At 71.2% G+C, this 12,632-nt stretch carries 14 protein-coding genes; 1 reads left to right on the top strand and 13 read right to left on the bottom strand.

The window, feature by feature from the left end; translation table 11 throughout:
• Positions 1–44 precede the first annotated feature (44 nt).
• The 11 genes from MXD64_RS01720 to MXD64_RS17740 form a co-directional block, all read right to left on the bottom strand.
• A complete protein-coding gene (locus MXD64_RS01720; RefSeq protein WP_017887518.1) occupies positions 45–710 on the bottom strand; it encodes a pentapeptide repeat-containing protein in 666 nt (221 codons plus the stop codon).
• Between the two features lie 47 nt (positions 711–757).
• The gene (locus MXD64_RS01715) at positions 758–1,168 is read right to left on the bottom strand and encodes a DUF6314 family protein (RefSeq protein ID WP_263137058.1); all 411 of its coding nucleotides are present in this window, start codon (positions 1,166–1,168) and stop codon (positions 758–760) included.
• Positions 1,169–1,177: 9 nt separating this feature from the next.
• Positions 1,178–1,432 carry a hypothetical protein gene (locus MXD64_RS01710; protein ID WP_263137057.1) on the bottom strand — a complete coding sequence of 85 codons (255 nt, stop codon included), beginning with the start codon at positions 1,430–1,432 and terminating at the stop codon, positions 1,178–1,180.
• A complete protein-coding gene (locus MXD64_RS01705) occupies positions 1,429–1,785 on the bottom strand; it encodes an SHOCT domain-containing protein (RefSeq protein WP_263137056.1) in 357 nt (118 codons plus the stop codon). The genes MXD64_RS01710 and MXD64_RS01705 overlap by 4 nt, the downstream gene beginning before the upstream one ends.
• Before the next feature lie 220 nt (positions 1,786–2,005).
• Complete coding sequence (locus tag MXD64_RS01700) at positions 2,006–3,070, bottom strand: NAD-dependent epimerase/dehydratase family protein (protein ID WP_017887522.1); 1,065 nt, start codon at positions 3,068–3,070, stop codon at positions 2,006–2,008.
• A complete protein-coding gene (locus MXD64_RS01695) occupies positions 3,070–4,263 on the bottom strand; it encodes a zinc-dependent alcohol dehydrogenase (protein WP_017887523.1) in 1,194 nt (397 codons plus the stop codon). The genes MXD64_RS01700 and MXD64_RS01695 overlap by 1 nt, the downstream gene beginning before the upstream one ends.
• Positions 4,264–4,417: 154 nt before the next feature.
• The gene (locus MXD64_RS01690; RefSeq protein WP_263137055.1) at positions 4,418–5,053 is read right to left on the bottom strand and encodes a DNA alkylation repair protein; all 636 of its coding nucleotides are present in this window, start codon (positions 5,051–5,053) and stop codon (positions 4,418–4,420) included.
• Positions 5,050–5,853 (bottom strand): sulfite exporter TauE/SafE family protein, encoded by an 804-nt coding sequence (locus tag MXD64_RS01685; protein WP_259495054.1) that lies wholly within the window; start codon positions 5,851–5,853, stop codon positions 5,050–5,052. The genes MXD64_RS01690 and MXD64_RS01685 overlap by 4 nt, the downstream gene beginning before the upstream one ends.
• Positions 5,854–5,975: 122 nt before the next feature.
• Entirely contained in the window at positions 5,976–7,073 is a 1,098-nt protein-coding gene (locus MXD64_RS01680) for a type I restriction endonuclease (RefSeq protein WP_140449194.1), read from the bottom strand.
• 42 nt (positions 7,074–7,115) lie between these two features.
• A complete protein-coding gene (locus MXD64_RS01675) occupies positions 7,116–7,352 on the bottom strand; it encodes a hypothetical protein (protein WP_205123993.1) in 237 nt (78 codons plus the stop codon).
• A gap of 217 nt (positions 7,353–7,569) precedes the next feature.
• Entirely contained in the window at positions 7,570–8,766 is a 1,197-nt protein-coding gene (locus tag MXD64_RS17740; protein ID WP_017887527.1) for a peptidoglycan DD-metalloendopeptidase family protein, read from the bottom strand.
• A gap of 158 nt (positions 8,767–8,924) precedes the next feature.
• Between MXD64_RS17740 and MXD64_RS01665 the strand changes: the two genes are divergently transcribed.
• The gene (locus MXD64_RS01665) at positions 8,925–10,799 is read left to right on the top strand and encodes a gamma-glutamyltransferase family protein (RefSeq protein WP_411512250.1); all 1,875 of its coding nucleotides are present in this window, start codon (positions 8,925–8,927) and stop codon (positions 10,797–10,799) included.
• Positions 10,800–10,910: 111 nt separating this feature from the next.
• On the opposite strand, the gene MXD64_RS01660 is transcribed toward MXD64_RS01665, so the two are convergent.
• Positions 10,911–11,954, bottom strand: coding sequence for an NAD(P)-dependent alcohol dehydrogenase (locus MXD64_RS01660; RefSeq protein WP_263137054.1), 1,044 nt, complete (start codon positions 11,952–11,954; stop codon positions 10,911–10,913).
• Between the two features lie 22 nt (positions 11,955–11,976).
• Positions 11,977–12,591: a DUF805 domain-containing protein gene (locus tag MXD64_RS01655; protein WP_263137053.1), complete on the bottom strand. Its 615-nt coding sequence runs from the start codon at positions 12,589–12,591 to the stop codon at positions 11,977–11,979.
• Positions 12,592–12,632 lie beyond the last annotated feature (41 nt).

The raw sequence follows: 12,632 nt of genomic DNA, 5'->3' as shown, positions 1-12,632 counted from the left end.
CCTGGCGGGCGTGCAGTGTCGGTGAGCGCGAAACCCGGGCTCGGTCAGTCGACGCGGTAGCCGGCCTGTGCAGCCAGCAGCGGCGCGAGCGTGTAGAGCTGGTCGGCGCCGATCGTGGCCCCGCGGAACCCCTCGAGCCGTTCGACCCGGTCCAGGTCGGCTCCGCGCAGGTCGACGTGGTCGATGCGGGTGTTCGACCCCTCGGCGGCACGGATGCTGCTGCCGTCGAACGACACCCGCAGCAGCTTCGCGTCGGCGATGTCGAGCTCGTCGATGACGCAGTCGCGGAACACCACGTCGGTGATCGTCGAGCCACGCAGGTTCACGAACCCGAACTTCATGCCGACGAACTCGACGCCGTTCAGCCCGGAGTCGTACAACTCCGCCGACCCGACCCGCCCGCCGGAAACCCGGACCTCGCGCCACGTACTGCTCGATGCCCGCAGGATCGGGGCGTCCAGCGAGTCGATGATCGAGTCACGGACGCGGAGCCCACGGAAGTCGGCATCGTCCCCCCGGAGCGTGTCGATGACGCACTCCTCGATCTCCAGGTCGGGCAGCCGCTCGCCGGTCAGGTCGAGGACGTCGATGCGCTTGCCCTCGATGCGGTCGCCCGTCAGGACGTCACCGGGAGCTGGCGCCCAGTCCTCCAGGTTCATCGGTTCGGTCAGGGTGATGCGCGGGGCGTCGGTGCCGGAGGAACGTGCCATGCACCCAGTCTGTCGGTGACCGCCGACCCCGCGGGCCCCGACCGGGATCAGGACCGGGGTCGGGTGAGGACGCTGTCCAGCCGGTAGTCCTTCGCGGGGCCGCGCGCTTCCCACCGCACGCTCCAGCGGTCCTGGTCGCCGTCGAAGGCCCCGGTGTAGTCGTCCGGAGCGCAGGCGTGGGCGACGCTCGTGCCCCAGACCCAGTCGTGGAAGACCCGACCGTCGGAGAAGTGCACGGTCCAGCCGCCGTCCGGGCCGCGCCTTAGGACGAGGGTGCGCGAGACCGGGGTCGTCCGGCCGTCGAACGTCATCACGCCGGACTCGTCCCAGCGCACCTCGTTGTCACCGACCAGGGTCAGGGTGGTGGTCCCGGTGACGGTCCCCGCGGCACCGGCGCGGTGGTCGTGCACGGTGCGGTGGAGTTCCCACACCCCGAGCAGGTCCGTCGGCAGCAGCACCCGCCCAGGCTAACCGCGCAGGGCCTCCGCCCGCGCGGCTCGGCGCTCGTCCTCGCTGATGACCCCGCGGGCGTGCAGCTCGTCGAGTTCGAGGAGCCGCTGTTCCGGCGAGGTCCGGCGCGAACCGTGCGGGCGCCGACTGCGGACGACCGCGATGCACACGGCGGCGATGACCGCCACGACGACGAGCGCCATCAGCAGGGTCCAGACGAGGTCGTAGACCGGCGGGATGAGGGGGTTGTGGAGTTCTTCCGAGGCGATCATCGTCCGCGCAGGGCTTCCGCTCGGGCGCTGCGGTGTTCCTCGTCGGAGATCACGCCGCGGGCGTGCAGGTCGTCGAGTTCGGCGAGGCGCTGTTCGAGCGGCTTGTCCGGTGCGAACGTGCGGCTCTGCATCGCCTGGTACGCGATGTCCTCCTGCATGGTGAGCGGGTTCTGACCGCGGTCGGCCATCCGCTTGCCCCGGGAGAGCGCCAGGACGGCGATCGTCAGGGTCGTGAGGATCGCCAGGGCGACGACGACCCCGAAGGCGATGCCGAACCAGCCGCCGAACAGGTCGGGCATCCCCGAGCCACCCGGCCCGTCGATCTCACCGAACGCTGAACCACTGAGCACCATCGCGCTCCCCCTTCTCACAACGACGAGCGAAGCGTAGCGCGAGACGGGGAACACGAGCGGCCGTTCCTTCCCAGAACGCCCGCGATGGAAGGTGGAAACGGGCGTCCCTGGTCGGAACTCCCGACCCGGTACGCCCGGAAGCACCCGGTACGCCCGATCCGACCCGGCAGCGCGAGCCGCACCCAGGGCGACCACCCCACCCCAGCCAGCCCGACCTCGCTCAGCCGCGCAGCGGCCCCGACCCCGGCACGTTCGCACCGTCCGCGAAGCCAGCCACGAGTGCACGCAACGCTTCTTCGGAGGTGTGTCGGGCCTCCCATCCGAGCACCGACCGGGCACGGTCGGTGCGCATGATCGGCACACCGGCCGCGATGTCGATCCACCCGGCGTCCGTCGGCTGCAACCGCAGCCGCCACGTCAGCGTCACGATCCCGCGCAGCAGCCCCAGCGGGATCCGCACGGCGCCGAGCATGCCGAAGGCCCGAGCCAGTCTCGGCGGGTTGAGCACGGGGGTCGCGGCGATGTTGAACGCCCCCGCTGCCCGTCGGTCGACCGCGCGCCAGTAGGCGTCGGCGACGTCGTCGGCGTGCACGGCCTGGAACACGAACGGGTAGGGCAGCGGCAGCACGAGCCAGCGGATCCACCGCACGATCGACATCGGCACGAGGTGTCCGAGGAACAGCCCGCGGATCTCGGCGGCGGCGTCCCGCTGGAAGATCAGCCCCGGGCGCAGCCGGGTGACGGTCACGGCGGGGTGGTCGGCCTCGAACGCGTCCATCGCCGCCTCGTTGGCGGCCTTGTGGATCGAGTACGTCGCCGTCGGGATGCCGTCCGTCGGCCAGCTCTCGTCCACGGGAGTCCGCTTGCCGTCGACGTCCACCCCGCGGTAGGCACCCACCGAGGACGCAACCACCACCTGGGGCACCTCGGCACGTGCGACGGCAGCCAGGACGTTCGCCGTGCCCGTCACGTTCGTGCGGTACTGCACCGGGATGTCGTGCGTCGGTTGCAGCGCCCACGCCAGGTGGATGACGGCGTCGGCACCCTGGAACACGGCGGCGAGCTGGTCCACGGCGTCCGCGGCACCGACGTCGACGGCGTGCCAGACGGCGGCGTCGTACGGCTCCGCACGCAGGTCCGGCAGCCGCCGGGCGACGCCGACGATCTGGACGCCGGTGGCGTCACGGCCACCGGCGTCTCCGTCGCCGTCGGCGCGCACCGCCGCGAGCCGACGGAGCACCGCCGTCCCGACGTTGCCGGTCGCGCCGACGACGACGATCCGCATCAGGCTGCGGCCATCGCGGGGTCGAGGACGACCTTGACGCAGTCGTCCTGCTTCTTCTGGAAGACCTCGTACATGTGCGGCGCGTCCTCGAGCGAGACACGGTGCGACGTCAGGTCGAGCGTGCCGAGCGGGTCCGACGGGTCCGAGACGAGCGGCATGATGTCGTCGATCCAGCGCTTCACGTTGCACTGGCCCTCGCGGATGGTGATCTGCTTGTCGAAGAGCGTCATCATCGGCATCGGGTCGGCCATGCCGCCGTAGACGCCGCTCAGCGAGACGGTGCCGCCGCGACGGACCAGGTCGATCGCCGCGTGCACGGCCGCCAGGCGGTCGACACCGGCGGTCTCGATCGCCTTCTGCGCGAGCTTGTCCGGCAGCAGGCCGGCGGCGCGCTGCGCGAAGCCCGCCATCGGGTTGCCGTGGGCCTCCATACCGACGGCGTCGACGACCCCGTCGGGGCCGCGGCCGTCGGTCAGGTCGACGAGCTCGGGGACCATGTCCTTCGTCAGGTCGAACACCTCGGCGCCGTGCTTCGCCCCCAGGTCACGGCGGACCTGCTCGGGGTCGACGGCGAGCACGCGGTAACCGAGGTGCTTGCCGATGCGGGCGGCGAACTGGCCGACCGGGCCGAGGCCGAGCACCGCGAGGGTGCCGCCCTCGGGCACCTGGGCGTACTGCACGGCCTGCCACGCGGTGGGCAGGATGTCGCTCAGGAACAGCCAGCGGTCGTCGGGGGTGCCGTCGTCCGGCACGACGATGGGGCCGTAGTCGGCGTGCGGCACGCGCAGGTACTCGGCCTGGCCACCGGGGACCTGGCCGTACATCTTCGTGTATCCGAACAGCGAGGCCCCGGTGCCGTACTCGGTCACCTGGGTGGTCTCGCACTGCGACTGCAGGCCGTGCTGGCACATCCAGCAGTGGCCGCAGGAGATGTTGAAGGGGATGACGACGCGGTCGCCGACCTTCAGGTTGGTGACGCCGGACCCGACTTCCTCCACGACGCCCATCGGCTCGTGGCCGAGGACGTCGCCGCGGTCGATGTACGGGCCGAGCACGCGGTACAGGTGCAGGTCGGAGCCGCAGATCGCCGAGGAGGTGATCCGCACGATCGCGTCGGTCGGCTCCTGGATGGTCGGGTCGGGGACGGTCTCGACGGACACCTTCTCGGTGCCCTGGTAGGTCAGTGCGCGCACGTTGCGTTCCTCTCGTGGTCGCTTCGAGCCGGCCTGGAGGCACGACTCGCGTTCCCCTCCTCGGTACGCGTCCGACCCGTGGACGCTCCCAGCCCCGGGTCCCCCTCGCGCGGGTCGGCGCGCGGACGGCGGCGCGCCGCTCGGCGGACGGCGGTCAGCCCCGCAGCCGGTCCCGCTCCATCGGTGGCAGGTGCTCGGTCGCCGTCCGGCGGGCCGCCGGGCTGAGGAACCGGCCGCTCTGCTCCAGGAACGCCACCAGCGCCGCCTCGGACGCCCGTTTCCCCGTCTCGCGCAGCACCAACCCGAGCGCCGTCTGCACCGTCTCGCTGCGCTCCCGCACCAGGCGTCCGGCGATCCCGAGCGGCACCTCGGCGTCGCCCTGCTTCACGAACGCCAGGGTCGCGACGGCCGCGATCCGCCGGACCATCGCCACGTCGGACTTCGCCAGCGCGAACAGCGGACCGATCGAACCGCCCAGCAAGGGGGCGCCGACGAGTTCCTCGGCAGCCAGGTCGACGAGCACCGGGTCCTCGAACCGCTCGGCCTTCGCCGCCGACAGGTACTCGTCCGTCAACTCCGTGTCGGGGTACGCCCGCATCGCCTGCACGAGCAGCAGGACCGCGACGAGCTTCGCGCCGTCGTCCTCGCTCCAGAGCAGCGCCGAGCGTTCCCCCTCGTCGAGGTCATGGAACTGCCGGGCGACCCTGCGGGCCGCGGCGACGTCGCCGGTGGTCCGGGCGAACGCCGCCAGCACGGCCTCCGCGTCGCGCCCTGCCTGGAGGCCCGTCACGCGACCTCCCCGTCGCTCGCGTCGTTCTGTGGTGCCCTCCGACGTCCGCGGCTGAGCACGATGACCGCGACGACCACCAGGAACGCCGCGAACAACCAGGTGCCCACCTGCGGGTCCACCAGGCGCGCCAGCACGGCACCACCCGGAGAGCACACGGCGGCGGTGATGCCGACCGTCAGGCCGACCCGCAGGTCGACCGCACGGCGCCGCAGGTTCGCGACCGTCCCGGACACCGACGTCGGCACCATCGTGAGCAGCGACGTGCCCTTCGCCAGCAGGTCACCGGCGCCGAGCACGACCTCGAGGCCCGGCACGATGACGACCCCGCCGCCGACCCCGACCAGCCCGGACAGCACACCCGACAGCAGCCCGAGCAACAGCAGGACGATCGCCTCGACGACCCCGAAGCGCACCTCGCCGCCGCGGGTCGGCACCGTGGTGAACAGCGACACGAGCACGACGGCGATGAACCCGACGAAGATCCACGGCAGCACGCGGAGCGGCAGGGCACGGAGCAGCCGTGCGCCGATCGGGGCGCCGATGACGCTGCCGATCGCCAGGGTCAGGGCCGCGAGCCAGTGCACCTCGCCCTGCACGGCGTACGTGATCGCCCCGACGACGGCCGCGGGGGCGATCGCCACGAGCGAGGTCGCCGAGGCCCGACGTTGGTCCATCTGCACGAAGGCCATCAGCGCGGGCACCACGATGACCCCACCGCCGACGCCGAACAGTCCGGACAGCACCCCCGCCAGGACCCCGATCGCCACCAACACGAGCACCGTTCCGCCGCGCTTCCTCATCCCGCCCAGGCTATCCGCGCCGCAGGCGTGCTCTCGCACCGTGCGAGGCGGCCCGCACTTGGAGTGCAGAAATGGTCGGGTGTCCGAAGGCGACCCGACCATTTCTGCTCACGAAGCGAACGTCAGCTCGCGAATCGCTGAGTAGCTTCCCGGATCGCTGCAGCGTGCAGGTAGATGTCGTCGAGGTTCTCGATCGGGTGCTTCGTCTCGACCTTGTTCTCGTCGAACAGCCCGAGGTACTTCTGCTTCTTGCCGTTGAACCACAGGCGCGCGATGGGCTTGCGGTTGTTGTCGTCGAGCAGGACGGCGAAATACGACTTCTGGTCGCGGTGGGCGATGCGGTCCGGCTTGACCTCACTGCAGGCGATCGCCTTGACGATCTGGTAGCCCTCGAGTTCCTCGAGCGTGGTCTCGATCTCGGTGTCGCGGTCGAGGTCATCCTCGGCCACCGCCGCGCTCGTCATCGCTTCGGACGGGGCCTCGGCTCCGACCGGGGCGCTGTACGAAGCGCCGAGCGCCGTCTTGAGACGGTCGTTTACCTGCTCGTTCAGGAACTGCTTCGACGCTTTCGCGACCAGCGTCGTGAACTGGGTACGGGCCTCCTGGGTGAAGCGACCGTCGTAGACGCGAGTCGTGAAGAGGCGCACGAAGTCCTCTTCCGGCTCACGGAACTGCGCAGCGATGGCTCGCTTGATGGAACCGACGTACTTCAGCTCCTCGGCGGCACTGATGACCGAGTCCAGGTCGAAGACGTCCTTGGTCAGCTTGCTGAGCTCCGGGAGCAGCGTCTCGTCGATGTCGGCGAGATCGAGGACGAGGAAGGGGCGGTCGTCCATCTTGTTCGGCGCATCGAGGTCCGTGTAGAAGTTGTAGACCTCGCCGTTCGTGAGCACCGCGATGCGGGCGTTCGTGACGGAGAAGTACCGGAACAGCTGCGAGGCGTGCTCGATCTTCAGGGGCTCGGTGGACTTCTTGCACTCGATGAGGATCTGCACCTCGCCGTCGCGCATGATCGCGTAGTCGACCTTCTCGCCGCGCTTCACACCCACGTCCGCTGTGAACTCGGGCACGACCTCCAGCGGGTTGAACACGTCGTAACCGAGGATCGTCGAGATGAACGGCATGACGAACGCGTTCTTCGTCGCTTCTTCGGTCTGTATGGCCTCGCGCTGGTTCTGCACCTTCGTCGCCAGCGCAGCGAGACGCTCTTCGAACTCCATTGTTCCTCCCGTGTAGTCGTTGCAACGCTAGTTGACGACCCGTCACCAATCGACTGAATGTCCCTCCCCCGTTCGCGGGGGCTGGTGCACGCGCTGGTAGGAGACGCCGAGGACGACCGCGATGTCCCGCAGGGTGAGGCCGTCGTCCTTCAGCGAGACCGCGATCGCTCGCCGCAGCGAGAGCGCTCGAGCCTCCTTCGCCTCGGCCTCGGCCCGCAGCGCCGTGGCTTCCTCGAGCGAGCGCGCCAGGTCAGGCTCGAGCTCGGCGCGGATGACCACGGTGACGTCATCCTGATCGACCTCGGCGACGAAGCCGATCCGGGACAGCGGGCTCCTCGCACCGTGCGAGGCCTTTCATCGAGTGAGCAGAAAAGGTCGAGTGCCCTCGAGCCACCCGACCTTTTCTGCTCACTCGATGCGCGGGGCGAGGACGCGCGCGACACACGCGACGTGCGAACGACGAACGACGCCCCGCGCCGCCCCGCCCCGCCCCGCGTCAGCGGAAGTGCATGTTCTTCAGCGGGTCGACGAGCACGCCGTTCCGCCGCGTCTCGACGTGCACGTGCGGCCCCGTCGACTGCCCGGTGTTGCCGGACTTCGCGATCTCGGTGCCGAGCTTCACGATCTGCCCCTGCTTCACCTCGATCTTGCTGAGGTGCGCCGTCAGGACCGTCGTCATGCCGTACGTCACGACGATGTAGTTGCCGTAGGCCCCGTCGTTCGCGACCGTCCGCGTCACGGTGCCCGTCCCCGAGCCGTACACGGGAGTGCCGACCGGCACGGGGGCGTCGGTGCCCTGGTGGTAGCGCGGGACGTGCCCGGCGCCGCGGTCGTCGCCGTACCGCCCGGTGATCTTCGTGCCGTTGACGGGCCAGGCCAGGCCGGTGACCGGTCGGCTCGACCAGACACGGGTGTCCTTCGCCCCGTAGAGCACCACGTTGCCGTCGACCTGCACGAGCAGGTTGCCCGACCCGGCGGTGCTGGTGCGGGAGCTCCAGATAGCGACCTTCTTACGCGACGCGTCTCGGGTCCAGATGACGAAGTTGCCCTTGGTCTGCAGCTCGGCCCAGGCACCCGGGTGGCCGCCGGTCCGCGACTGCCAGACGACCCGTCCGCTGACCTTCTGCACCAGGTTGCCGTCGGTGCGCATGTTGAGGATCCGCGTGTTCGAGGTGTCGGAGCGCAGGACCGTCCCGCCGAGGATCCTGTTGCCCGACGCGACGCGGTCCTGGAACCCGGTCCAGCCCACGACGACGGCCTTGCCGGCGAGCAGGGCCATCGTGCCGTCGGCGCGGACCTTGAACGCCGTGGAGCTCGCGGTGCCCGCCGACGTCCAGCGCACCAGGCGCTTGCCGTTCCGGGTGATGTCGAGGGCGCGGTCCTTGCGCACGACGGCGATCGCCCCGGAGTTGCCGGCGGTGTTCGACGCCCACAGCACGCGGTTGCCGATGCCGTACTCGACCAGGTTGCCGTCGCCCTGCATGATGAGCTTGAACTGGCCGTTCGGCGACGTGACCTGGTCGCCGGGCAGGATCTTCGTGCCGGCGGGGACCGAGCCGACCCAGACGGCAGAGGCCGCTGCCGGCTCGGCCGTCGCGACGACTGCCCCGGCCGCCAGGGCCAGTGCCATCACGGCGCCGGCGATGCGTGGGAGTCGGCGCGCACGAGCGACGGTCGACGGAGTGGTGGTCATGGATCCCCTGCCTCGGGCCGACCACACGAGCGCGCGGCCGTTCGGCGCTCGCCCTGCACGAGTCGCCGAACGATGTTCGCTTTTCTGCACGGGGTGCACAACCCCGCGGACGGGGGGTCTCCAGCACCGGACCGGTCACCGCGGGACAGGATGGGGGCATGCCGACGCCGAATCCCGCCTTCGTCCAGCCCCCTGCGCAGACCACTCGACCTGACCTGCGGGGCACGTTCGGGATGGCGGCCTCGACGCACTGGATCGCGACGGCGACCGCCCAGTCCGTGCTCGAACGTGGTGGCAACGCGTTCGACGCGGCCGTCGCCGGGGCCTTCGTCCTGCACGTCGTGGAGCCGCACCTCAACGGCCCGGGCGGTGACCTGACGGCGGTCTTCGCGACGGCCACGAACCCCGAGCCGACGGTGCTGGTCGGGCAGGGTCCGGCTCCCGAGGGTGCGACACCGGAGCACTACCGCGCCGAGGGGCTCGACCTGGTCCCCGGCTCCGGCGCGCTGGCCGCGGCCGTCCCCGGCGCGGTCGACGCCTGGCTCCTGCTGCTCCGTGACCACGGCACCTGGGAGCTGGCCGACGTCCTCGCACCGGCCGTCGAGTACGCCCGCGACGGCCACCCGGTCACACCGGCGGTGGTCCGGACGATCACGACCGTGCGGGACCTGTTCGAGGAGCACTGGCCCACCTCCGCCACGCAGTGGCTGCCGGGAGGCGCGGTGCCGGTCCCCGGGGACCTGGTGCGCAACGAGGCGCTCGCCACCGTGCTCGACCGACTGGTCGACGCCGGTTCCGGCGCCGGCAGCCGGACCGGCCGCATCGACGCGGCTCGGTCCGAGTGGGCGGAGGGGTTCGTCGCCGAGGCGATCGACCGGTTCGTCCGCGAACCGCACCGGCACGCGTCGGGCACCGACCACGCCGGCGTCATCCGCGCGTCCGACCTGGCCGCGTTCCGGGCCTCGTACGAACCCGCGACGACGGTGGCGTTCCGGGGCTGCACGATCGCCAAGACCGGCGCGTGGGGCCAGGGCCCGGCACTCCTCCAGACCCTGCGGCTGCTCGAACCGCTCGACGACGCCCTGCTCGACCCTTCCACCGAGCTCGGTGCGCACACGATCGTCGAGGCGCAGAAGCTCGCGCTCGCCGACCGCGAGGCCTTCTACGGCGACGGCGAGGTCCCGCTCGACGTCCTGCTCTCCGACGCCTACGCCGACGAACGCCGCGCCCTCATCGGCGAGCGTGCGTCGGCCGAACTCCGGCCCGGCACGATCGCCGGGGTCGGACACGCCATGCCGCCGATCCGCACGTCCTCCGGCTCCGCCGCGGCGGCGGGCGTGGGCGAACCGACCGTGCAGGTCGCCCGCGACCGTGACGGCGACGTCCCCCCGGCTGCTCCGGTCGAGGACCGCGGTGAGCCGTTCGTGACCCCCGACGGCGAGACCCGCGGCGACACGTGCCACATCGACGTCGTGGACCGTTGGGGCAACATCGTCAGCGCGACCCCGTCCGGCGGCTGGCTGCAGTCCTCACCGACGATCCCGGAGCTCGGGTTCTGCCTCGGCACCCGCCTGCAGATGACGTGGCTCGAACCGGACACGGCCTCGACCCTGCGCCCCGGCGAGCGCCCCCGCACCACGCTGACGCCGACCCTGGTGCTCCGCGAGGGGCAGCCGGTTGCGGCGCTCGGCTCCCCCGGCGGTGACCAGCAGGACCAGTGGCAGCTGCTGTTCCTGCTGCGCTGGATCGTCGGCGGGTACTCCCCGCAGCAGGCCATCGACGCCCCGGCCCTGCACACCACGTCGTTCCCGGGGTCGTTCTGGCCGCGCACCTGGGAGCCCGCGGGCCTGGTGGTCGAGGACCGCCTGGGCGACGAGGTGATCGCCGCGCTCGAGGCCCGCGGACACGTCGTCACGCGTGGTGGCGACTGGAGCCTCGGCCGGTTGACGTGCGTCACGCGCGACCCGGACACCGGTGTCCTCGGCGCCGCCGCGAACCCCCGCGGCAACCAGGGGTACGCCGCGGGACGCTGACCGGCGCTCGTTCCTTCCCAGAGCACCCGCGCTGGAAAGTGGGATCGGGCGTCCCTGGTCGAAACTTCTGACCAGGGACGCCCGATTCCACCTGGGACGCCCGAGCCCGGCTCAGAGCGTCGGGACGACGACCGCGCGGCCCGAGAGCTCGCCGGCCTCGAGCTTCCGGTACGCCTCGAGCGCGTCGGACAGCGCGTACCGCTCGACGTCGGGCACGATCTGCCCGGCGCGGTACATCGCGACGACCTCGTGCAGGTCCTCGATGGTGCCCCAGTAAGTGTTCGTGATCGTCGACTCGTACGGCGTCGCGAAGAAGTTCCACTCGGTGGTGCCGCCGGCGATCCCGACGACGGTGAACCGGCCGCCGACCGCCATCGAGGCCTGCGCGACCCCGATCGTGGGAGTGGCTCCGACGAAGTCGAAGGCCGCGTCGACACCGCGTCCGCCGGTGATCTCGCGGATGCGCTCCGCCTGGTCCGGGCCACCGGGGACGGTGATCGCGCCGCGGGCGGCCGCGCGGTCCATCGCGTCCTGCTTCATGTCGGTCGCGATGACCGTGGCGCCGGTGAGCGCCGTCAGGATCTGCACGGCGATCTGCCCGAGGCCACCGAGCCCGACGACGAGTGCGAAGCGACCGCCGCCGGCCAGGTTCGGCAGGGAGTTCTTGATCGCGTGGTACGGCGTGAGGGCGGCGTCGCTCAGCGGTGCGGCGGCGACCGGGTCGGCATCGCCGAGCGGCACGAGGTTCCGCGCCGGGACGCTCACGTACTCCGCCATGCCGCCGTCGCGACCGAGGCCGATGCCCATGTACGGGTTCGTCGCGGCGTTCTCGCAGTAGGTGTCCTGGCCCTTCGAGCAGTACGAGCAGTGCCCGCAGCCGACCGGTCCGTAGACCAGGTAGGCGTCACCCTCGGCGAAGCCCGTGACCCCGTCGCCGACGGCCTCGACCCAGCCGGAGTTTTCGTGGCCGAGCACGAAGGCGGGGGCCTGGGCTCCCGGCTGCCCCTGCTGGAACTCGCGGTACACGGCGACGTCGGAGTGGCAGGCACCGGCGCCGGCGACCTTGAGCAGGACCTCACCGGGTGCGAGTACGGGCTTCGGGACCTCGGTCAGGGACGGGAAGGTCTGGTACTGCTCGAACACGACGGCGCGCATGGGTGCCTCCTTTGATCGCACTTCACGCTACACCTGTCGTCGTGGACGACATGTGTCGTCCAGTTACCTCGAGGCCGCGTCCGCCGCCGAACAGACCGCGGTCGAACCGCGCCCCGCCCGGACGGGACCGGCTCGCGGCCATACCCATCACCACGAGCCACCCGATCGGTCCGGTGAACACGAGGAGCAGTATCCACAGCCCGGTGTGGTCCCGGTCGTGCAGCCGCCGCACGAGCAGCGACCACCGGGGCACGATGGTCAGGATCGTCGGGACGAGCAGCACCAGGTCCCACCCGTCCGGCCAGACCGCCCGGTTGCCGGCCCCCCAACCGAACGACCCGTCCCGCCCGCGGTCGACCAGGTCGAACGAGACCTGCGGTGAGGGGACGGCTCCGAACGGGTCGACGTACAGCTCCCACCGCCCTCCGGCCCCGTGCACGCCGACGACCCAGAGCGCGACCCCGGCCAGCGCGAGCTCGAGCTCGATCACCCACCAGAACTCCGAACGGCTCGCCCGTCCGTGGAACCGCCACCCTTGCGTCCAGAACCGCAGCCAGGCGACCACCGGGTTCATCACGTCGGCCGGACCCTGTTCGAGCACGGACCTGCGGAAGTTCACGGCCCCACTGTCCCCCATGCGCCCGATCGTAGGGCAGACCTGCGTCTTCACCGTGAGCC

Origin of the sequence: Curtobacterium sp. Arg-1, from assembly GCF_025643395.1 — a bacterium.
In the GTDB taxonomy this organism is placed as follows: Bacteria; Actinomycetota; Actinomycetes; order Actinomycetales; family Microbacteriaceae; genus Curtobacterium; species Curtobacterium poinsettiae.
The sequence above is the reverse complement of the archived record's forward strand: the minus strand, read 5'-3'. Positions and strand labels throughout refer to the sequence as shown.